The organism is Pseudomonas sp. B21-041, assembly GCF_024748675.1.
In the GTDB taxonomy this organism is placed as follows: Bacteria; Pseudomonadota; Gammaproteobacteria; order Pseudomonadales; family Pseudomonadaceae; genus Aquipseudomonas; species Aquipseudomonas neuropathica.
This window is the reverse complement of record NZ_CP087175.1, coordinates 3,073,481-3,092,831: the sequence shown is the minus strand read 5'-3', so window position 1 is coordinate 3,092,831 and position 19,351 is coordinate 3,073,481. Positions and strand designations below refer to the sequence as shown.

Genomic DNA, 19,351 nt, shown 5'->3' with positions numbered 1-19,351 from the left:
GCAGAAGACCCTTTGACGATGAAAGATAGCGAACCACTCAACCTGCAACGTCGCCGTGTCCTGATGGGCATGGGCGCCGCCGGTGTCGCCCTCGCCGGCTCGGCCCTGAGCTGTCCGGCCATGGCCGCCGCGCCGGCACAAGTCACCGAAGCACCGAGCAGTGACAAGACCGAAGACCGTCACGATTTCCACGGCATCCACCAGACCGGCATCGTCACCCCGCGCCCGGCGTCGGGCATGCTCGTATCGTTCGACGTGTTGGCCAGTGATCGTGAAGATCTGGAGCGGCTGTTCCGCACCCTCAACGAGCGCATCGCGTTCCTGATGAAGGGCGGCCCGGTGGCGCAGATCGATCCGAAACTGCCGCCGCCGGACTCCGGCATCCTTGGCCCGAATGTAACCCCGGACAACCTGACCATCACCGTTTCGGTCGGCGAGTCGCTGTTCGACGAGCGCTTCGGTCTGGCCGACGCCAAGCCCAAGCGTCTGATGCGCATGGTCGGGTTTCCCAACGATGCGCTGGACGCCGATTGCTGCCACGGCGACCTGAGCCTGCAGTTCTGCTCGAACACCGCCGACACCAACATTCACGCCCTGCGCGATATCGTCAAAAACCTTCCCGACCTGCTGCTGGTGCGCTGGAAACAGGAAGGCAGCGTGCCGCCGCAAGCCCCGGCAAAAGCCGGTGTGCCGGCGCAATCGGCGCGTAACTTCCTGGGGTTCCGCGATGGCTCGGCCAACCCCGATTCCAACGACGCTAAAGCCATGGATCGCCTGGTCTGGGTGCAACCGGGCAGTGACGAACCGGCCTGGGCTGCTCACGGCAGCTATCAAGCGGTGCGGATCATCCGCAACTTTGTCGAGCGCTGGGACCGTACGCCATTGCAGGAACAGGAAAGCATCATCGGCCGGGTCAAAACTACCGGCGCGCCGATGGGTGCGCAGCATGAGACTGAAGTCCCGGACTACAGCAAAGACCCGGCCGGCAAGCTGACCAAGCTCGACGCGCACATTCGCCTGGCCAACCCGCGCACCGCCGCGAGCCAAGCCAACCTGATCCTACGCCGGCCGTTCAACTATTCGAATGGCGTGAACAAGAACGGCCAGCTCGACATGGGCCTGCTGTTCATCTGCTACCAGGCCGACCTGGAAAAAGGCTTTATCACCGTGCAGACCCGCCTCAACGGCGAGCCGCTGGAGGAATACCTCAAACCGGTCGGCGGCGGCTATTTCTTCACCCTGCCGGGTGTCACGGGCGACAAGGACTTTATCGGTCGCTCGCTGCTCAACGCCACACAACCGAAAACAGCCGCATAAAACAATCTCGACACTGGAGCCGCCCCCGATGAAAAAGACGCCACTCGCGTTATTGCTGACCCTTGGTTTGCTCAACACCCCGCTGTCGGCATTCGCCGCCACTGCACCGCTGGATCTGGTGGGGCCGGTTTCGGACTACAAGATTTACGTTACCGAGCAATTGGATGAGCTGGGCAGCCACACCCAACAATTCACCGATGCCGTGAAGAAAGGCGATTTGGCCACCGCGCAAAAGCTCTACGCACCGACCCGCGTTTACTACGAGTCGATCGAGCCGATTGCCGAGCTGTTCAGTGACCTCGATGCGTCCATCGACTCCCGCGTCGACGACCACGAGAAAGGCGTGAAGGCTGACGACTTCACCGGCTTCCACCGCATCGAATACTCGCTGTTCTCGGAAAAAAGCACCCAGGGCCTTAACGAGTTGGCGGACAAGCTCAACAGCGACGTAAAAGATCTGCAAACCCGCGTCGCCGGCCTGACTTTCCCGCCGGAAAAAGTCGTCGGCGGTGCCGCCGCGCTGCTGGAAGAAGTCGCCGCGACCAAGATCTCCGGTGAGGAGGATCGCTACAGCCACACCGACCTGTATGACTTCCAGGGCAACATCGACGGCGCGAAGAAAATCGTTGATCTGTTCCGTCCGCAGATCGAGCAGCAGGACAAGGCTTTTGCTGCGAAGGTGGACAAGAACTTTGCCACGGTCGACAAGATTCTGGCCAAGTACAAGACTAAGGATGGTGGTTTCGAGACGTATGACAAGGTGAAGGACAACGACCGTAAAGCGTTGGTTGGGCCGGTGAATACGCTGGCGGAAGACCTGTCCACGTTGCGTGGCAAGTTGGGTCTGAATTGATTTTTTGTAGCGTCTAAGCGGGCCCCATCGCTGGCAAGCCAGCTCCCACAGTGTTCTCGGTCATTCACAAATATTGTGTACACCATAGAACCTGTGGGAGCTGGCTTGCCAGCGATGGCATTTTCAGCAGCCTACAAAATCCGGTAAAGCAACCGCTCAATCCGCACCCGACTCACGCGCTTGAGAAACTTGGCCACCCCGGCCGGGTACTCCGGCAGCGTCTCCAGGCTCTGAAAGCTGTCAATCCGCGTGGTATGGCGGAAAATCTCTTCCAGTTCCTTCGCCCGCGGCTCCAGCCATTCCCCTTTCGGGTCATCGATCAACAAGGCGTTTTCCAGATCCAGACGAAACGCTCGTGGATTAAGGTTGTTGCCGGTCAGCAACGTATAACGCTGATCGATCCACATGCCCTTGAGGTGATAGGTGTTGTCGCCGTCACGCCACAGGTGCAGGTTCAACTGCCCGCTGTCGATGTTGCGCTGATGCCGTTTGGCGAAGCGGCGCAAGCTGATTTCGTACAGATACGGCAACGCCGCGATCACCTTGAACGGCTCGCTCGGCGGAATATAAAAGTCGTTGGCCGTCTTGTCGCCGACCACGATATCGATCTTCACGCCACGGGCCAGCGCTCGGTTGATCTCGCGAATCACACCCAGCGGCAGGTTGAAGTACGGCGTGCAGATGGTCAGCTGTTTTTGCGCGCTGGCGATCAGTTCGAGAATCGCCCGGTTCAACGGGTTGTTCTTGCCGACGCCGAGCAACGGGCTGACCGACAGGCCGTCTCTGGCGACGCTGCCATTGGCGGTGTCGTACGTCGCGTACTTGAGACGGCTGCGCAGATCGCCGATGTCGTTGCGCAGGCTGCGTGTGGTTGGCAGGTTCGGCAGATCGAGGCGATGCACGGCTTTCGATTCGATCAGGCCATGTTTGACCAAGTGATGCATCGAGTCGGCCAGCTCAGCGCTGTGCAGCACGTGATAACGGTCGAAACGGTACTTGTCGAACTTGTGCAGATAAACGTTATTCAGGCTCGCACCGCTGTAAACCACGCAGTCGTCGATCACAAAGCCCTTCAAATGCAGCACACCGAACAACTCGCGGGTCTGCACCGGCACGCCGTACACCGGCACTTCGCTCTGGTGCGTGCGGGTCATTTCCTGATACCACGCCGAGTTACCCGGCTGCTTGCCAGCGCCGATCAGCCCGCGCTGGGCACGCAACCAATCGACGACCACGGCGATCTCCAGCTCGGGGCGCTTGAGCTTGGCGGCGTGCAAGGCATCGAGGATTTCCTGACCGGCTTCGTCTTGCTGCAGATACAGCGCAACGATGTAGATGCGCTGGGTCGCCGTGGCGATTTTCTCCAGCAGGCAACGACGAAACTCGGCGGCGCCGGACAGAATGGTCACGGCCTCGGCGGTCAGCGGAAAGCTGCGCAATTTGGGCAGCAAGGAACGTTTGAAAAGCAACGGCATAGGGCTCGCAATGGGTCGAATCCGAAGAACCCGAGAGCTTACACCATCGCATCCTTCGGGTCTTGTTAGTGCCCGTAAAGAGATCAAAAGATCGCAGCCTTCGGCAGCTCCTACACGGGCCAATGTAGGAGCTGCCGAAGGCTGCGATCTTTTGATTTTAAAAAACCATTGCCAAAGGAGAACAATCGTTCTACTGTTCGCCACATGAACGAAATCACTAGCAACGACACACGCGACATCATTCTGGATGTCACCGAAAAGTTGATCTACAAAAGTGGCATCGCTGCCACCAGCATGGATCTTCTGGTGAAAACCGCAGGCGTCTCCAGAAAAAGCATTTACCGCTACTTTGCCGACAAGGACGCACTGACCGTCGCCGCCCTGCAACGCCGCGACGTGCGCTGGATGCACTGGTACAGAAGCGCTGTCGATCAGGCCGAAACCCCGGCCGATCGCCTGCTCAACCTGTTTACCGTGCTCAAGAGCTGGTTTGCCTCCGAAGGCTTTCGCGGCTGCGCGTTCATCAACACCAGCGGCGAGACCGGTGACCCGCAGGACCCGGTGCGGCTGGTGGCGAAAGAACACAAACAGAAGCTGCTCGACTACGTGTGCGAGCTGTGTACCGAACATGGCGCCGAGGATCCGCAACTGCTGGCCAAACAGCTGCTGATCCTGATTGATGGTGCCATTACCGTAGCGCTTGTGATGGGTGATCACAGTGTCGCCGATAATGCGCAATGCATGGCGCGAAAGTTATTGGACCTGTAACGCCTTAATAAGCCGGACTTGTTGTTCAATTATTAATTAGATCGGGAGACTGATATGTCTACTGCAGCCCAGGTACGTCCGCCATTGCCGCCCTTCAACCGTGAATCAGCCATCGAGAAAGTTCGCCTGGCCGAGGATGGCTGGAACTCCCGCGACCCGGAACGGGTATCGCTGGCTTACACCCTCGACACCAAATGGCGCAACCGCGCCGAATTCGCCAACAGCCGCGAAGAAGCCAAGGCCTTCCTGACCCGTAAATGGGCGAAGGAACTGGATTACCGTTTGATCAAGGAACTCTGGGCTTACTCGGATACCCGTATCGCCGTGCGTTACGCCTATGAATGGCACGATGATTCGGGTAACTGGTTCCGTTCCTACGGCAATGAAAACTGGGAATTCGATGAGCATGGCCTGATGTTCCAGCGCTATGCATGCATCAACGACATGCCGATCAAGGAAAGCGAACGCAAGTTCCACTGGCCGCTGGGCCGCCGCCCGGATGATCATCCGAGCCTGTCCGACCTCGGTCTGTAACAATCGACCCTGTAGGAGCTGCCGAAGGCTGCGATCTTTTGATCTTGATCCTAAAAAACAAAATCAAAAGATCGCAGCCTTCGGCAGCTCCTACAGGGGATTTGTGGTGTTCAGGCGACGGCCGCAGTCCTCTCGGCCTCCAGTTCGCGCACCAGCGGCAACACCCGCCGCCCGAAATATTCCACCTCTTCCTGAAAGTGCAGAAACCCCGCCAGCACCAGATCCACACCCACCGCTTTCAGCGCGACAATCCGCTCGGCAATCTGCAACGGCGTACCAATCAGATTGGTCTTGAAACCATCGTTGTACTGCACCAGATCCTCAAACGTTGATTTCGCCCAGTTGCCTTCACCTTCCGGCGATGCACGGCCTGCCTGTTTCGCCGCATCGCCAAAAGCGTTTACCGCTTCCGGATCGGCCTGATCGATGATCTGCGCAAGTACCGCCCGCGCCTCTTCTTCAGTCTCACGGGCGATGACAAAGGCATTCACGCCGATCTTCACCGAATGATTGTTCGCCGCTGCCTTGGCACGAATATCGTCGACCTGCGCCTTGATCCCCTCAACGCTGTTGCCGTTGGTGAAATACCAGTCCGAAACCCGTGCGGCCATGTCCCGCGCGGCACGGGAACTGCCGCCATGGAAAATTTCCGGACGACCCAATGGTTTCGGTTTCAGGCTGTAATTATCGAAGCGGTAGAAATCGCCGCGAAAGGTGAAGTTGTCCTGGCTCCACACGCCTCGCAGTGAGCGAATGAACTCTTCGGAGCGACGATAACGCTCGTCGTGCTCCAGCCAATGCTCGCCGATGGCCTGGAACTCACCTTTGAACCAGCCACTGACGATATTCACCGCGATGCGGCCGTTGGTGAGTTGGTCGATGGTTGCCAGTTGCTTGGCCGCCAACGCGGGTTGCCATGGGCCGGGCAGGATCGCGGCGATCACTTTGAGTTTGCTGGTGGCCGCGAGCAATGCGTGGCTGAACGCCACGGATTCATGCTGGAACTCCGCACCATACCCGGCGGTGAAGCGGATCTGCGTCAACGCGTATTCGAACCCGGCGGCCTCGGCGAGTTGCGCCAGTTTACGGTTGTAGTCGATGCCCCAATCGGTGCGCTGTTCGATCTTGCTGACCACCAGCCCACCGCTGACGTTCGGCACCCAGTAGGCAAATTTTACGGCTTGCTGACTCATTGGCGTGTCCTCGGGACATTTGCGGAGATGGGAGTGGTAGAGCAGCAAGCGTGCCAGGGCTGGAATGCCCGGCTTTATTGATGTTCGGCGTGAGATTGATGTTTTGTAGAGGGGGATTTGTTGGCAGGTTGTTGTGTGGGCAACAGTTGGTTTACTTGTTGGCTCGACTGTCCTCATCGCTGGCAAGCCAGCTCCCACAAGGATCAGGGTGAACAATGATCTTGGGTACAACGCAAAAACCTGTGGGAGCTGGCTTGCCAGCGATGGCGTCAGATGGGTCGCCGCAACACTTGGAAATGAGTAACATGACCGCCCTCCCCGCAGCTCACGTTCTGCGCCCTGCCGAATAAGCCGATTCCATGCCTTTCGAACTCAGCGTTGACCTCACCACCCTCGCCATCCTGGCCCTTGTCGCTTTCATTGCCGGTTTCATCGATGCCATCGCCGGCGGTGGCGGTCTGTTGACCACGCCTGCCCTGCTGACCGCTGGCCTGCCGCCGCATCTGGTGCTCGGCACCAACAAGTTGAGTTCGACGTTCGGCTCGGCCACCGCCAGTTTCACCTTCTACAAACGCAAATTGTTCCACCCGCGACAGTGGACCCACGCCATCGTCGGCACGTTGGTCGGTGCATTGACCGGCGCCGTCGTCGCCCATTACCTGCCAGCAGAATGGCTGAACAAAATGCTCCCGGTGATCGTCTTCGCCTGTGGCTTGTATCTGCTATTCGGCGGCACACCGAAAGCGCCGCTGGACAGCAATGCGCCGATCAAAAAGAAATGGCAATCGAGCCAAGGCTTCAGCCTCGGTTTCTATGACGGCGTGGCCGGCCCTGGCACTGGCGCCTTCTGGACAGTCAGCAGCCTGCTGCTCTACCCGATCGACCTGGTCAAGGCCAGCGGCGTGGCGCGCAGCATGAACTTCGTCAGCAACATTGCGGCGCTGTCGGTGTTCGTGTTTTCCGGGCAGGTGGACTGGGTCATCGGCCTGAGCATGGGCCTGTCGGTGATGGTCGGCGCGTTCTTTGGCGCGCGCACCGCGATCAGCGGCGGCGCCAAGTTCATTCGCCCGGTGTTCATCACCGTGGTGCTGGGTTTGACCGTGCGCCTAGCCTGGCAGCACTGGTTCAGCGTGGCCTAAGCGTCGCGCCACGTAGACGTCGATCAGGTAACGGGCAATCGACTTTGACGCCGGCAACGGCGGCAGGTCGTGCACGTTGAACCACTGAGCGTCTTCGATCTCGTCTTCCTGACAGACAATCTCGCCACCGGCGTACTCGGCATGGAAGCCGAGCATCATCGAATGCGGGAACGGCCAGCACTGGCTGCCCATGTACTGAATGTTCTGCACCTCGATCTGCACTTCTTCGCGCACTTCCCGAATCAGGCAATCCTCAGCCGACTCGCCAGGTTCAGCGAATCCGGCCAGCGTGCTATAGACCCCGGTGACGAAACGCGGTGAGCGCGCCAACAGAATCTCGTCGCCACGGGTGATCAGCACGATCATGCTCGGCGAAATCCGCGGATAACTGCGCAGATCGCACGGCTGGCAATACATCGCCCGCTCGCGCGGGACCTGGGTCATTGCCTGCCCGCAATTGCCGCAGAAACGATGCTCGCGCGCCCACGTACCGATCTGTGCGGCGTAACCGAGGACTTTGTAGATCGTGTGCTCGCCATCGAGCATGAACGCCCGCAGGCCTTTCCAGTTACAACCCGGCACTTCGCTGGCGTTGTGCAGTTCCAGCAAGTACACCGGCTCACCGTCGAGATGGCCAATGCCGTGCTCGGCGAGGATCGACAAGTCCTGACGCTTGAGCCATTCACGTGGGAACAGCGCGCCGTTGTCGTCGAACAAAAAGCCTTCCGGGCTGCGCGCCACGGCCCAGCCGCCGGGTTGATCGGTGTCCAGTACTGCAGTGGTCCAGCGAGATGTCATGGTTTCTCAGTCCAGAAATTCGGGTTTCTGTTTGCTCATATGGGCGGCCATGGCCACGCGCAAGTCGGTGGATTGCAACATGGCGGCGTTCCAGGTGGCAACGTATTCGAGACCGTCGTCGATACGATGGTCGCGCATGTAGCTGATCATTTCCTTGGTACCGGTAACCGCGATCGGCGATTTCGAAGCGATCTCGCGAGCGATGTCCAGCACGCCTTCGAGCAGCGCGTCTTTGTCGTTGTAGACGCGATTGACCAGGCCAATGCTGCGCGCCTCGTCAGCGCCGAACGTGCGACCGGTGTAAGCCAGTTCACGCAGCATGCCGTCACCGATGATCCGTGGCAACCGTTGCAAAGTGCCAACATCGGCGGCCATGCCGATATCGATTTCCTTGATCGAGAATTGCGCGTCTTCAGCGGCGTAGCGCATGTCGCAGGCGGCGATCAGATCGATCGCGCCCCCGAGGCAATAGCCCTGAATAGCCGCCAGTACTGGTTTGCGGCAGTTGTCGACGGCGTTGAACGAGGCTTGCAGGGTGAGGATCTTGCGGCGCAGCAGGCGCGCGTTGCGGCCGACGTCCTTGCCCAGTTCATTGGCGACGCCGGCGAGCATCATCAGGTCGATGCCGGAGGAAAAATGTTTACCGTTGCCACTGAGGACCACCACGCGCACTTCGTCGGTGTCGTCGATCCACTGGAAGATCTCGACGATCTCGCTCCAGAACGCCGCGTTCATCGCGTTGATCTTTTCCGGGCGATTGATCTGCACATGGGCGATGTTGTCGGCCAGTTCGACGCTGAAAGCGGAGTATTGAGTCATGGCAGTGATCCTTTACCGGGCAGAAAATGAGGCCCGAACTATAACAAGGCATCACAGTGGCGGTTCGGCCAAATGCGGGACTGCAGAGCGCGTTCTCTGTAGGAGCTGCCGAAGGCTGCGATCCCGGCCCTTAAAAACAAAATCAAAAGATCGCAGCCTTCGGCAGCTCCTACATAGGTTGTTTGCACACGCCGATTATTTGGCCAAACGCCGTAGCCCAAACAACATCCCGCCCGCGCCCAGCAACATCACCGCCAGAAATGCCGGATAGGAAATCCACCACGGCGTCCCTGCCGTCATCATGCTGAATTCCGACATGCCGCCAATACTCGCAATCAGGTTCAACGGCAGAAACACCACGTTGATCAACGTCAGCTTGCGCAGCAGGTTGTTCATGCTGTTGTTCATCAGGTTGCCACGCGCATCGATCAGCCCGGAAAACACCGTCGAGTAGATTTCCGCCTGCTTGTAGCACTGGTTGTTCTCGATGATCAGGTCGTCGATCAGGCCAAGCGCTTCACTGCCGAAATGCTGCTTCTCGGCATGGTTGCGCAGGCGCGTGAGGACCGCGCCGTTGCTGTGCAACGCGTTGATGTAATAGATCAGGCTTTCGCTGAGGTTGAACATCTGCACCAGATGCTGGTTTTGCATCGAGGCGTTGAATTTCTGCTGCAGTTCGCGGGCGACCAGTTTGATCACCTTCAAGTGCCCGAGGTAGTGATGGATGTTGTTGAACAGCAAGTCGAGCAATACATCCAGCGGCGTGTTCAACGGTTGGCGGGTGCCGAGGCCGTGCAGCGGCGTGTCGTCGGTGGCGATCACCAGCAGTTGCCCGGGCGCAAACAGCAATCCGCAGGACGACACTTCAAACGCCAGGCTGCCACCACCCGAATAGTTTTCCGGGCGTTTCCAGATCAGGAACAAATGGTCGGGATGGAACTCGATGCGCGACACCTCGTCCGGGTCCAGCGCTGACGCCAGTGCATGCTCATCGACCTTGAAATGACTGTGCAGCAAGTCGCGTTCGGCAGCATCGGGATTGCTGAACAGCATCACCTCGGCATCCAGTCGCTCGACCCGCTGCAGGGCGCCGTGGCTCAGTGCAAAGCTGTTGATCATCGGCGCCTCACCACGCCTGACCGCGACGCTTCAGCTCCAGGCGGCGCACGAACTCCTCCAGCACCAGTGCGTACAGATCGTCGTGCAAATAGGCGTCTTCGATGCCGGCGTCGAGGTTGGGGTTGTCGTTGACTTCGATCACCACCACCTTGTCGCCGGCCTGTTTCAGATCGACGCCGTAGAGGCCGTCGCCGATGAGGTTAGCGGTCTTCACCGCGAGTTCCACCACCGCCCGCGGCGCCTCGTGGATCGCCATGGTCCGGCATTCGCCGTTGACGTCCTGACCCTTGGCTTTGTGATTGTAGATTTGCCAGTGGCCCTTGGACATAAAGTACTGGCAGGCGAAGATCGGTTTGCGATTGAGCACGCCAATGCGCCAGTCGTATTCGGTGTAGAAAAACTCCTGCGCCAGCAGCAACACCGAGTGTTCGAACAGTTCGGCGGTCGCCTCAAGCAAAGCCTGCTGGCTTTCGACCTTGATCACGCCACGGGAAAAACAGCCGTCGGGGATTTTCAATACCAGCGGAAAGCCGAGGCGCTCGCCCACACGCTCGAAGTCTTCGGGTCGCTCCTTGTAGAGGATTTCGGTGGCGGGCATGCCCAGTTGATGGCTGTTGAGCAAGTCAGTCAGGTAGACCTTGTTGGTGCAGCGCAGAATCGACGTCGGATCATCCATCACCACCAATCCTTCACTTTCGGCCTTCTTGGCGAAGCGATAAGTGTGGTTGTCAACGCTGGTGGTCTCGCGGATCAGCAAGCCGTCGTACTCGGCCAGACGCGCGTAATCCTTGCGCTCAATCAACTCGACGTCGATGCCCATGCCTTTGCCGACCCGGACGAAATTCGCCAGTGCCTTGGCGTTGGATGGCGGCAACGCCTCCTGCGGATCGTGCAATATCGCCAGGTCGTAGCGTGCCACTTGCGGCGAGCGCGGCACCCGCCAGACTTTACGGCTGAACCCGTCCAGCGCGTTGGCGAACTGATCTTCCTGATCATCGCGCAACTTGTGCAGAGCACCGGATTTTATGCCTTCAATGTGCCAGCCGTTAGTTCGGCGGAACTCAACTAACAGAATCGGGCAGGGAAACACTTCAAACAATTGCCGCGCCAGATCCTGCAAGGGTTCGATATGTGTCCGGCCGAAATACAGGGTCAGGGTAAACCCTTCGGTATCACTGTAGAGATGATGACTGAGGGCTTTCTCGAGCGTTTTATCGAGATCATCCAGCGCCAGGCCATACAGTGATTTTTTCGTCAGTTCGCTGATGGTGCGCACAGAGGGAATCACCTTGTGCCCCCGCGCTTCGGCCAGCAGCGAGCAGTAGTAGCCATGACCGAGATACTTGTAGCTGCGGCACAGATTGATCACCTGCACACGCTTGCCCGGCTCGCTGTCACAGCTGTGCTCGAGGTATTCCTGCGCCGTTAGGATGTCTTCACTGGGGAAGTATGAAGCCCAGTCTTCCTTGCGCTCGACAATAATCAACACTTGGCTGGATGCCTTAATCGCCGAACTTAAATAAGTTGCCGCCGGCAAACTTTGCTCGGATACTTCGCGCCAATGACCCTGTACCGCTGACATAGAGATTGATCCGTTGGAGAACAAGACCTTTTCTATTAAGCACGAAGTTTTTTGAAAGTCTCGTTTCGTTACGCAACTTTTACGGTGGTCATATGAAGGCTGTTTTTCGTTTGGCGGTAGTTGAAGACTTGCCGGCGCTGCTGGCACTGGAAATGCAATGTTTCACCACAGACCGGCTCACCAGTCGCAGCTTTCAGTGGATGATCACCCGTGCTCACGGGCAGTTGCTGGTGGCGGAGTGCGACGGTCAATTATTGGGTTATGCGTTGGTGTTGTTTCATCGCGGCACTTCGCTCGCCCGGCTGTATTCCATTGCACTGGCCGTTGAAGCGCGAGGGACCGGTCTGAGCAAGCAACTGCTGCAACGCATCGAAGCGATGGCGCTGGAGCACGATTGTGCGTACTTGCGCCTGGAGGTGCGCATCGACAACCCTGCGGCCATCGCCCTGTATGAACGCAATGGCTACCGGCGCTTTGCGCTGATCCATGATTACTACGAAGACCACGCCGACGCGCTGCGCTTGGAGAAACGCATTCTCCAGCACCGCGACTCGCGCAGCATCAAGGTGCCTTACTACCCGCAAACCACCGATTTCACCTGTGGCCCGGCGTGCCTGTTGATGGCTATGGGTGCACTGCAATCGGAACGTTTATTGGAGCGGCGCGAAGAGTTGCAGATCTGGCGGGAAGCGACCACGGTGTTCATGACCTCCGGCCACGGCGGGTGCAGCCCTCAGGGGTTGGCATTGGCGGCGTGGCGTCGAGGCTACAAGGTAGGTTTGCAACTAAGCCTTGCCGGGCCATTGTTTCTCGACGGTGTGCGGGATGCGCATAAAAAAGACGTCATGCGCCTGGTACACGAAGAGTTCACGGCGCAATTGCAGGAGACCGATGTCGAGTGTGTGATCGGTGCGTCGCTGGATTTGCCGCGTTTGCTGGATGCCGGAGGGCAGCCACTGGTGTTGATCAGCAGCTATCGACTGACGCGCTCCAAATCGCCGCACTGGGTGGTCGTGACCGATTGTGACGAAGATTTCGTTTACCTGCATGATCCGGATGTCGATCATAGCCAGCATCGACAACCCATGGATTGCCAGCATGTGCCGGTGAGTCATGGCGAGTTCGAGAAAATGTGCCGGTTTGGCCGGGGTAAATTGCGTGCGGCGGTGGTGTTGTATTCTCGCGAAACGTAAGCCTCCACATGTAGGAGCTGCCGAAGGCTGCGATCTTTTGATTTTGTTGTGAAGATCAAGATCAAAAAAATCGCAGCCTGCGGCAGCTCCTACAGGGGCCTACCCGTCAAGGTGTCGGCTTCAGGCCAACTTTGTACAGCGAACCCTTCTCTTCATCGGTCAGCACATACAAATAACCATCCGGCCCTTGCCGCACATCACGAATCCGCTGCTTGAGTTCGCCGAGCAAACGCTCCTCATGCACGACCTTGTCGCCATCGAACTGCAAGCGGATCAGTTCTTGACTCACCAGTGCGCCGATAAACGCATTGTGTTGCCACGGTTTAAAACGATCGGCATCGTAAAACGTCATGCCGGTAACGCCCGGCGATTTCTCCCACACATGATGCGGCGCGACGGTGCCTTCGGCCGTTTTACCCTGGGCTTCCGGAATCGGCTGCATCGAGTAATTGATGCCGTGGGTCGCCAGTGGCCAGCCATAGTTCTTGCCGCGCTCGATGATGTTCACTTCGTCGCCACCGCGCGGGCCGTGCTCGTTCTCCCATACCGTGCCAGTCCATGGATTGAGCGCCGCGCCCTGCGGATTGCGCACGCCGTAGGCCCAGATTTCCGGGCGAACGCCGGACTGGCCGACAAAGGGGTTGTCGTCCGGCACCTTGCCGTCGGGGTAGATGCGCACGACCTTGCCTTGCAGCTTGTCGAGATCCTGCGCAGTCGGCCGGTCGTTGTTCTCGCCCAAGGTAATGAACAGATAACCGTCGCGATCAAACACCAGCCGCGAGCCAAAGTGATTGCCGACCGAAAGCTTCGGCTCCTGGCGAAAGATCACTTTGAAGTCCTTCAACGTCTTCAGGTCATCCGCAAGCCGCCCGCGCCCTACGGCGGTGCCAGCCTTGTCGCCGGCTCCGCCGCCTTCGGCATAGGACAGATAGACCAGACGATCCTGTTTGAAGTCCGGCGACAGCGCGACATCCAGCAACCCGCCCTGCCCCTTGGCCCAGACCTGCGGTACACCGGAGATCGGTGCTGACAGCGTGCCGTCTGCCGCCACCACGCGCAGATTGCCCGGACGCTCAGTGACCAGCATGCCTTGGCGATCCGGCAGAAACGCCAGCGCCCATGGATGCTCAAGGCCTGCGGTGATGGTCGTGACTTCGAGGGTGCCCTGTTCGCTTTGCAGCTCTTTGGGCGCGGCGGCAAAGGCCGGAGCACTGATCAGCGCACCGGCACACAGTGTGGCTAGAAGGGTTTTACGCAACATGCACGATTCCTTTTTTCGTTTGAAGGGCCGACAGAACTTCAGTCCTGGCGCTCAACGATTGCTGTCTCCGCCGCGCGAAGGTGGGTTGGGAATGAACGTGGGGGGAGTGCTCGGCACCGAACGGATCGGCTGGCCGTTGCCAATGCCCCGGTTCTCGACCGTAGGCTGGCGCGGCGTTGGTACGGTGTTCGGCCCCCGAATGGGGGGAGCGCTGGGCTGAGTGCCCTGCATGCTGTTCGGATTGGCCCGGCGGATCGGGCTGTTGTAGGGGTTATTGCTGTTACCAGTGGGGCTTTGCGCCAACAGCACGTCGGCATGAACCAGCCCACCACTGAGGGCAAGGACGACGATGCCAAGCAGAATTCGGTTCATGACGCTGCCTCTCGATGGGCGTGGGATAGAGCCTTCGAGTCCACGCTACGCCGAGGGTTCGGATTTGTTAACCCGTCAGGCTTAAACAACATGTAACACGGCTTGACCAAGTGGCTGGTAACCCGCGCATCCCGGGGAAACTTTCAGTCGTGGCCGCAGGTCATCCGATCATCACTCGGAGAACTCACCATGGCTCGGGCAATCTGGAAAGGCGCAATCAGTTTTGGACTGGTGCACATCCCTGTCGCACTGGTCTCGGCGACCTCGTCGCAGGGCGTGGATTTCGATTGGCTCGACAGCCGCAGCATGGATCCCGTTGGTTATAAACGGGTAAACAAGGTCACCGGCAAAGAAGTTACCAAGGAACACATTGTCAAAGGCGTGGCCTACGAAAAAGGCCGATATGTGGTGCTCAGCGAAGAAGAGATCCGCTCGGCACACCCTGTTTCAACGCAGACCATCGACATATTCTCGTTTGTCGACGCCGATCAGATTCCCCTGCAAAACATCGACACGCCCTACTATCTGGCGCCGGACAAACGCGGTGGCAAGGTCTACGCGTTACTGCGTGAAACCCTGAGCAAAACCAACAAGGTCGCCCTCGCCCGCGTTGTCTTGCATACGCGCCAATACCTCGCAGCGTTAATGCCGCTGGAATCGGCGCTGGTGTTGGTGAAGTTGCGCTGGCCGCAGGAGGTACGTGGTCTCGATGAGCTGGAACTAGGCAGCGAAGTGACCAAGCCGCAGTTAGCCAAGGGTGAGCTGGACATGGCCAAACGGCTGGTGCAGGACATGAGCGCAGACTGGAAGCCCGAGGATTACAAGGATGAGTTCGAAGACAAGATCATGGCGCTAGTCGAGAAAAAGGCCCATGAAGGCAAGATCGAGGATGTTGAGACGGTGGGCGGCGAGGAAGAGCGTAAAACCGCTGATGTGATCGACTTGACCGAGCTGCTCAAACGCAGTCTGGGCGGGAAAGCGGTGGCGAAGCCGAAAGCGAAAGCAGAGAAAACGGCGAAATCTGCGCCGGCGAAGAAGACCAAGAAGGCTTCCTGATAGTGATTGGTTGCCCTTGAGACCGTCATCGCGAGCAGGCTCACTCCTACAGGGGAACGCATTTCAAATGTAGGAGTGAGCCTGCTCGCGATGGCGTCAGCAGCGTTTACCTTGAATTCAGATCATAATGAAGATCGCCAGCAAACCACCGAAGATCGCCCACTTTTCCATGTAGTAGCGCTTGCGATTGCGCTTTTTCAGCTCTTTGCCACGCAGACGAATCTTGTAGATCCGGGTAAACAAGCGGTTGATCCCGCCCGTGCGGTCGCTGGCATCATTCGGTGCGCCCGCCGCCGACATCACCGTGCGGCTGAACCAGGCGTTGAAGGCGGCGGCCCAGCGGTACTTCAGCGGCCGTTCAATATCGCAGAACAGGATGATACGGTTCTTGTCGGTGGTGTTTTCGGCGTAATGAATAAACGTCTCGTCGAACATCACCGCTTCGCCATCGCGCCAATGGTAATTTTCACCGTCGACGTTGATGTAGCAGCCGGCATCGTTCGGCGTGTCCAGGCCCAGGTGATAGCGATAGGAACCGGCATACGGGTCACGGTGACGCACCAGTTTCGAACCCGGGGGCAACTCGGCAAACATCGCGGCCTTGATCGAACCAATGCTCTGCACCAGTTCGGTGGTGCGCGGGCACAGCTTCATGGCCGACGGATGGCTCTCGCCGTACCACTTCAGGTAAAACCGCTTCCAGCCGCTTTTGAAGAACGAGTTGAAACCGACATCGTCGTACTGGTTGGAGCGCTTGATCTCGCCGGCACGCAGCAGGTTCTGCCCCTCTTCACGGATTTCTTCCCAGTGCGCCTGCAACGGGCTCAAGTCAGGAAACTCGCTCGGGTCCAGGTACGGCTTGTTCGGTTTTTTCGAAAACAGATAAAGGAAGCAGTTGATCGGCGCGAGAAACGTCGAATGGTCGCTCAGTTGTCGACCGAGTTTGTGTCGCACACGCCCACGCAGGTGAACGTACGCAATGGAAATGACATAAATAGCAGCAATGATGAGTTTCACGGAAATCGTCACACGTCAAAAGTGAACAAACTGCGCGCCTGGCGGCCTGAGGCCCAGCGTCTTATGCAGTGGTCTGAATACACATGGCACGTCCTTGGCCCGCGCCGTAACCGGACGCTCGGTGAAAGGTGGCATTTTAGCCACAGTTTGTAACTGAGGGTGAGCCTTCATCTGTGAAAATCTGTCCTTCGATTGCGCCAGATGCTGTCCCGGCGTCCTTGGCAGCGCTTTCACAACAGCAGTCCCGCCGCTTTTTCAGACGCCTCCCCTTTGCATCATCCTCTAGAGGGCTACGGAAGATCAGCGGTAAAAGGCTTCAGATGCGCTATACGACAACTGCGATACCCAGGTACTTTTTAACAGCAAGATCGCTGCGAATCTCGACGACGTTATATACAAGCTCTGGCATCCCCGACGCCCGACTCGGACACTCAGATTTGAAATATTTGACGAAGGTATCTTTTCTCACGCCAAATCCTTCGCCAAATGTTTCGTTGCCAAACGAGTGCGCGCCAAAATCAACGGCACCGCCCCCTAAGCGGCCGATCATATGAGTGACTTCTTTCTCAATATCGTTGTAGACAGTCTGAGTGCTCGCTTCCGCAACTGCTTTTTGACACGCCGTGTCAATCGCCTCTTTTATTTGCCTATAACGGTCAGCATAGAAAGAAGCACGCGTCGACTCACGATCGACGCTTTCATCACCCACCTCAACTGCCAAAAAGCCCTCTTTAACAAGATCATCAAACTCCCTGTAATCATCATTTTTGATTAGCTTTCCCCACTCATCGAGTCTAGTTAGGACAGGCTCAAAAGAAATGGCTACAGTTTTACCTAAAACCAATAACTTGCTACGAGTGTCCTCACAGATCCACTCCGGTTCCCCTTGAAAAACCGTATTGATTTTTGCCCACTGTTCTTTCTCGTACGCGAATGGCCTGCCAACAGCCCCCTCCTCATCAACCCTCATATAACCGATCAGCGTGTTGAGCTTCGGCTTGATAACTGTTTCAAATGCAAACTCCGCATGCTGCTTCAACTCTTCACGATCGCCAGGCTCTGCCAACGTCGCCAAAATATTGGCTGGAGAATCCTTCACCCAGACACTGGCCATTTCCTTGACCATCGATGAGTAATCCATGTTCTCCGGTACCGGATTTCCGTTGCGTCGTGGATAGACTAGAGAAGGAATAGCCAGTGTATTCACCAAGGCTTTGTTGATGTGAATGACTGCCGCTTGCTTGCCGTTGTGCAAATTTTCCAGGGTACGGTAAGTATCACCGATGAACGATTTTTCACATTCGTTCCAGTCTTTTTCTTCGGCAAACCATTCTCTCGACGCCGTAATCAAATCCGCACTTTCAATGGCGCTCATGGAAATATTCATTTGAGAATAGACATTATCGCCTTTAGCCTTATCAGAAGTGGGCTCGCAGACCTCAAGAATGCGCTGGGTTTTCTTTGACCATTTATCTCCGATGCCTTCCTGCTCAACAAGGCAAAGCAATTTATCAAGGCTGTGCTTATCGTTTACTGCAACCCTTTTAATGCTCAGCATCGCATCTTTCATACAGGCGAAGACCGCAGCGATTTCCTCCTTGTTATGTTTACCTTCGATTCTAGGGATCAAAAACGGCGGCATGCCTATTTCGATAATTTGCCCAGAATCGCTTTCCAGCTCGAAACAAATACCAAACAAAGCCGATAACGCCCCGGAACTCCCCAGCGCAACGTGCGAATCCAGGGCAAATATTGAGTGTCCGGTAAACTCAAACTCGAATCCCACACTCGAGTGTTCGGTCATCACACTTCGAAAACAATGGCCAATGAACGAATTCTGATAGGCGCGCTGACTCTCAATGTATTTTTTAGCAGTCTTGCACTCTGCCATGGTTTTGTAGGGTTCCACAGGAACAGAAACCATGACCGGCATAGACAACGATGACTCGACAACGGAAGAACTGGCGCTTGCGCTATCCTTGGGGCATACCGTTTTCACTCCGACACTTTCGCCCGACTGGTCTTCGGCATGAGCCTTTTTAATGTCGGCGACACTCACACATTTTTTGCATTCCATCGCATTGCTGCTCCATAGACGCGAGTAACTATTTTTAACGAACCGACATCAGCGAGTTCAACAGGATCCCCATCCGTTGATGCGGCGGAATATTTACATCCATCAAAACCTGACTTATCGCTGACCGCTGCATGAATTCGCAGCCCATGCAAAGCGTTAGCTTTATGTAGGCCACGATGTCTCGCGATTCTTCCAGGCCATAGGATTGGGCCCTGTCTATATAGGTAATCAATCGCTGCCTGAATGCGTCGTCGCTGACCCCAGCGACCGCGTCCGGGTAAGCCGCTTTCATTTCAGGCAGAATTTTTTCGGCGAACTTAACCGTCGAATCAGTTTGAAATGCATGCAGCTGTTCATGCCGAATCATGAGCATCGGTTCGAGTCCAGATTGTCGGGGCGTTTTGAAGTCGCTGGCGAGCGAATGATTGCTTTCATTACCGAAGCTCGCGCAAGTCATGGCACCGTGCCACAACCCCGTAAAAATAGCAGCACTTTCGCCCATAGCCAGAAGGCGACCACCGAAACCGGCGCTGCGTAGAAGCCCTGTTCGCGCTAGACGTTCGTTATCGCCCGTCATACAACTGCCGTCCTACTTATGCGACAATGCGCGCAATGTCCAAACACAGACCCCGTATTCGTCGTTCAGCAGCGTGGCCACACCGGTCAATGCTGCTGGCGACGTATGCGCGTTGACTTAACTCAAGCTCAGACTGGGTGGAGCTGGACAAGCTCCGGATTGGTATCGAAGCGGTATCAGACACACAAAACACCAGCTCTA

18 protein-coding genes are annotated in these 19,351 nt (G+C 57.2%); 7 read left to right on the top strand and 11 right to left on the bottom strand.

All coding sequences use genetic code 11. From position 1 onward, the window contains the following. Window positions 1-18 precede the first annotated feature (18 nt). Complete coding sequence (gene efeB / locus LOY43_RS13780; protein ID WP_093432742.1) at window positions 19-1,317, top strand: iron uptake transporter deferrochelatase/peroxidase subunit; 1,299 nt, start codon at window positions 19-21, stop codon at window positions 1,315-1,317. A gap of 28 nt (window positions 1,318-1,345) precedes the next feature. Next, on the top strand, window positions 1,346-2,170 hold the full coding sequence (efeO, locus tag LOY43_RS13775; RefSeq protein WP_095126287.1) for an iron uptake system protein EfeO: 825 nt from the start codon (window positions 1,346-1,348) through the stop codon (window positions 2,168-2,170). A gap of 131 nt (window positions 2,171-2,301) precedes the next feature. Here the strand turns inward: efeO and pssA are convergent, their stop codons facing one another. Then, window positions 2,302-3,645 carry a CDP-diacylglycerol--serine O-phosphatidyltransferase gene (gene pssA, locus LOY43_RS13770; RefSeq protein WP_186623279.1) on the bottom strand — a complete coding sequence of 448 codons (1,344 nt, stop codon included), beginning with the start codon at window positions 3,643-3,645 and terminating at the stop codon, window positions 2,302-2,304. A gap of 204 nt (window positions 3,646-3,849) precedes the next feature. Between pssA and LOY43_RS13765 the strand changes: the two genes are divergently transcribed. After that, window positions 3,850-4,413: a TetR/AcrR family transcriptional regulator gene (locus tag LOY43_RS13765; RefSeq protein WP_258709851.1), complete on the top strand. Its 564-nt coding sequence runs from the start codon at window positions 3,850-3,852 to the stop codon at window positions 4,411-4,413. A gap of 54 nt (window positions 4,414-4,467) precedes the next feature. Next, entirely contained in the window at window positions 4,468-4,947 is a 480-nt protein-coding gene (locus tag LOY43_RS13760; protein ID WP_095048885.1) for a nuclear transport factor 2 family protein, read from the top strand. A 110-nt stretch (window positions 4,948-5,057) separates the two neighbouring features. Here LOY43_RS13760 and sfnG read toward each other — a convergent pair whose 3' ends face one another. Further along, window positions 5,058-6,140: a dimethylsulfone monooxygenase SfnG gene (gene sfnG / locus LOY43_RS13755; protein WP_258709850.1), complete on the bottom strand. Its 1,083-nt coding sequence runs from the start codon at window positions 6,138-6,140 to the stop codon at window positions 5,058-5,060. A gap of 359 nt (window positions 6,141-6,499) precedes the next feature. On the opposite strand from sfnG, the gene LOY43_RS13750 reads away from it, so the two are divergent. Then, a complete protein-coding gene (locus tag LOY43_RS13750; RefSeq protein ID WP_258709849.1) occupies window positions 6,500-7,279 on the top strand; it encodes a TSUP family transporter in 780 nt (259 codons plus the stop codon). On the opposite strand, the gene nudC is transcribed toward LOY43_RS13750, so the two are convergent. The 4 genes from nudC to LOY43_RS13730 all read right to left on the bottom strand — a co-directional run bounded on the left by nudC (window position 7,247) and on the right by LOY43_RS13730 (window position 11,597). Next, entirely contained in the window at window positions 7,247-8,077 is an 831-nt protein-coding gene (gene nudC, locus LOY43_RS13745; protein ID WP_220556142.1) for an NAD(+) diphosphatase, read from the bottom strand. The two genes, LOY43_RS13750 and nudC, sit on opposite strands and share 33 nt — an antisense overlap. A 6-nt stretch (window positions 8,078-8,083) precedes the next feature. Next, window positions 8,084-8,896: a crotonase/enoyl-CoA hydratase family protein gene (locus LOY43_RS13740; protein WP_258709848.1), complete on the bottom strand. Its 813-nt coding sequence runs from the start codon at window positions 8,894-8,896 to the stop codon at window positions 8,084-8,086. 195 nt (window positions 8,897-9,091) lie between these two features. Continuing rightward, complete coding sequence (locus LOY43_RS13735) at window positions 9,092-10,015, bottom strand: magnesium transporter CorA family protein (RefSeq protein ID WP_095048881.1); 924 nt, start codon at window positions 10,013-10,015, stop codon at window positions 9,092-9,094. Window positions 10,016-10,022: 7 nt separating this feature from the next. Beyond that, window positions 10,023-11,597 (bottom strand): RimK family protein, encoded by a 1,575-nt coding sequence (locus LOY43_RS13730; protein WP_095048880.1) that lies wholly within the window; start codon window positions 11,595-11,597, stop codon window positions 10,023-10,025. 92 nt (window positions 11,598-11,689) lie between these two features. Here LOY43_RS13730 and LOY43_RS13725 point away from each other — a divergent pair, with 92 nt between their 5' ends. After that, the gene (locus tag LOY43_RS13725; RefSeq protein WP_095048879.1) at window positions 11,690-12,790 is read left to right on the top strand and encodes a GNAT family N-acetyltransferase/peptidase C39 family protein; all 1,101 of its coding nucleotides are present in this window, start codon (window positions 11,690-11,692) and stop codon (window positions 12,788-12,790) included. A gap of 106 nt (window positions 12,791-12,896) precedes the next feature. Here LOY43_RS13725 and LOY43_RS13720 read toward each other — a convergent pair whose 3' ends face one another. Beyond that, window positions 12,897-14,051, bottom strand: coding sequence for a PQQ-dependent sugar dehydrogenase (locus LOY43_RS13720; RefSeq protein WP_095048878.1), 1,155 nt, complete (start codon window positions 14,049-14,051; stop codon window positions 12,897-12,899). 51 nt (window positions 14,052-14,102) lie between these two features. Then, window positions 14,103-14,423 carry a hypothetical protein gene (locus LOY43_RS13715; RefSeq protein WP_220556139.1) on the bottom strand — a complete coding sequence of 107 codons (321 nt, stop codon included), beginning with the start codon at window positions 14,421-14,423 and terminating at the stop codon, window positions 14,103-14,105. Window positions 14,424-14,612: 189 nt separating this feature from the next. On the opposite strand from LOY43_RS13715, the gene LOY43_RS13710 reads away from it, so the two are divergent. Then, the gene (locus LOY43_RS13710; protein WP_095048876.1) at window positions 14,613-15,479 is read left to right on the top strand and encodes a Ku protein; all 867 of its coding nucleotides are present in this window, start codon (window positions 14,613-14,615) and stop codon (window positions 15,477-15,479) included. 117 nt (window positions 15,480-15,596) lie between these two features. On the opposite strand, the gene lpxO is transcribed toward LOY43_RS13710, so the two are convergent. The 3 genes from lpxO to LOY43_RS13695 form a co-directional block, all read right to left on the bottom strand. Beyond that, a complete protein-coding gene (gene lpxO / locus LOY43_RS13705) occupies window positions 15,597-16,496 on the bottom strand; it encodes a lipid A hydroxylase LpxO (protein ID WP_220556138.1) in 900 nt (299 codons plus the stop codon). A gap of 325 nt (window positions 16,497-16,821) precedes the next feature. Further along, the gene (locus tag LOY43_RS13700) at window positions 16,822-18,573 is read right to left on the bottom strand and encodes a hypothetical protein (protein ID WP_258709847.1); all 1,752 of its coding nucleotides are present in this window, start codon (window positions 18,571-18,573) and stop codon (window positions 16,822-16,824) included. 34 nt (window positions 18,574-18,607) lie between these two features. Further along, the gene (locus LOY43_RS13695) at window positions 18,608-19,150 is read right to left on the bottom strand and encodes a hypothetical protein (RefSeq protein WP_258709846.1); all 543 of its coding nucleotides are present in this window, start codon (window positions 19,148-19,150) and stop codon (window positions 18,608-18,610) included. Window positions 19,151-19,351 lie beyond the last annotated feature (201 nt).

Coding starts and splice junctions, on each gene's coding strand:
- efeB (WP_093432742.1), top strand. CDS start 19: ATGAAAGATAGCGAACCACTCAACCTGCAACGTCGCCGTGTCCTGATG.
- efeO (WP_095126287.1), top strand. CDS start 1,346: ATGAAAAAGACGCCACTCGCGTTATTGCTGACCCTTGGTTTGCTCAAC.
- pssA (WP_186623279.1), bottom strand. CDS start 3,645: ATGCCGTTGCTTTTCAAACGTTCCTTGCTGCCCAAATTGCGCAGCTTT.
- LOY43_RS13765 (WP_258709851.1), top strand. CDS start 3,850: ATGAACGAAATCACTAGCAACGACACACGCGACATCATTCTGGATGTC.
- LOY43_RS13760 (WP_095048885.1), top strand. CDS start 4,468: ATGTCTACTGCAGCCCAGGTACGTCCGCCATTGCCGCCCTTCAACCGT.
- sfnG (WP_258709850.1), bottom strand. CDS start 6,140: ATGAGTCAGCAAGCCGTAAAATTTGCCTACTGGGTGCCGAACGTCAGC.
- LOY43_RS13750 (WP_258709849.1), top strand. CDS start 6,500: ATGCCTTTCGAACTCAGCGTTGACCTCACCACCCTCGCCATCCTGGCC.
- nudC (WP_220556142.1), bottom strand. CDS start 8,077: ATGACATCTCGCTGGACCACTGCAGTACTGGACACCGATCAACCCGGC.
- LOY43_RS13740 (WP_258709848.1), bottom strand. CDS start 8,896: ATGACTCAATACTCCGCTTTCAGCGTCGAACTGGCCGACAACATCGCC.
- LOY43_RS13735 (WP_095048881.1), bottom strand. CDS start 10,015: ATGATCAACAGCTTTGCACTGAGCCACGGCGCCCTGCAGCGGGTCGAG.
- LOY43_RS13730 (WP_095048880.1), bottom strand. CDS start 11,597: ATGTCAGCGGTACAGGGTCATTGGCGCGAAGTATCCGAGCAAAGTTTG.
- LOY43_RS13725 (WP_095048879.1), top strand. CDS start 11,690: ATGAAGGCTGTTTTTCGTTTGGCGGTAGTTGAAGACTTGCCGGCGCTG.
- LOY43_RS13720 (WP_095048878.1), bottom strand. CDS start 14,051: ATGTTGCGTAAAACCCTTCTAGCCACACTGTGTGCCGGTGCGCTGATC.
- LOY43_RS13715 (WP_220556139.1), bottom strand. CDS start 14,423: ATGAACCGAATTCTGCTTGGCATCGTCGTCCTTGCCCTCAGTGGTGGG.
- LOY43_RS13710 (WP_095048876.1), top strand. CDS start 14,613: ATGGCTCGGGCAATCTGGAAAGGCGCAATCAGTTTTGGACTGGTGCAC.
- LOY43_RS13700 (WP_258709847.1), bottom strand. CDS start 18,573: ATGGAATGCAAAAAATGTGTGAGTGTCGCCGACATTAAAAAGGCTCAT.
- LOY43_RS13695 (WP_258709846.1), bottom strand. CDS start 19,150: ATGACGGGCGATAACGAACGTCTAGCGCGAACAGGGCTTCTACGCAGC.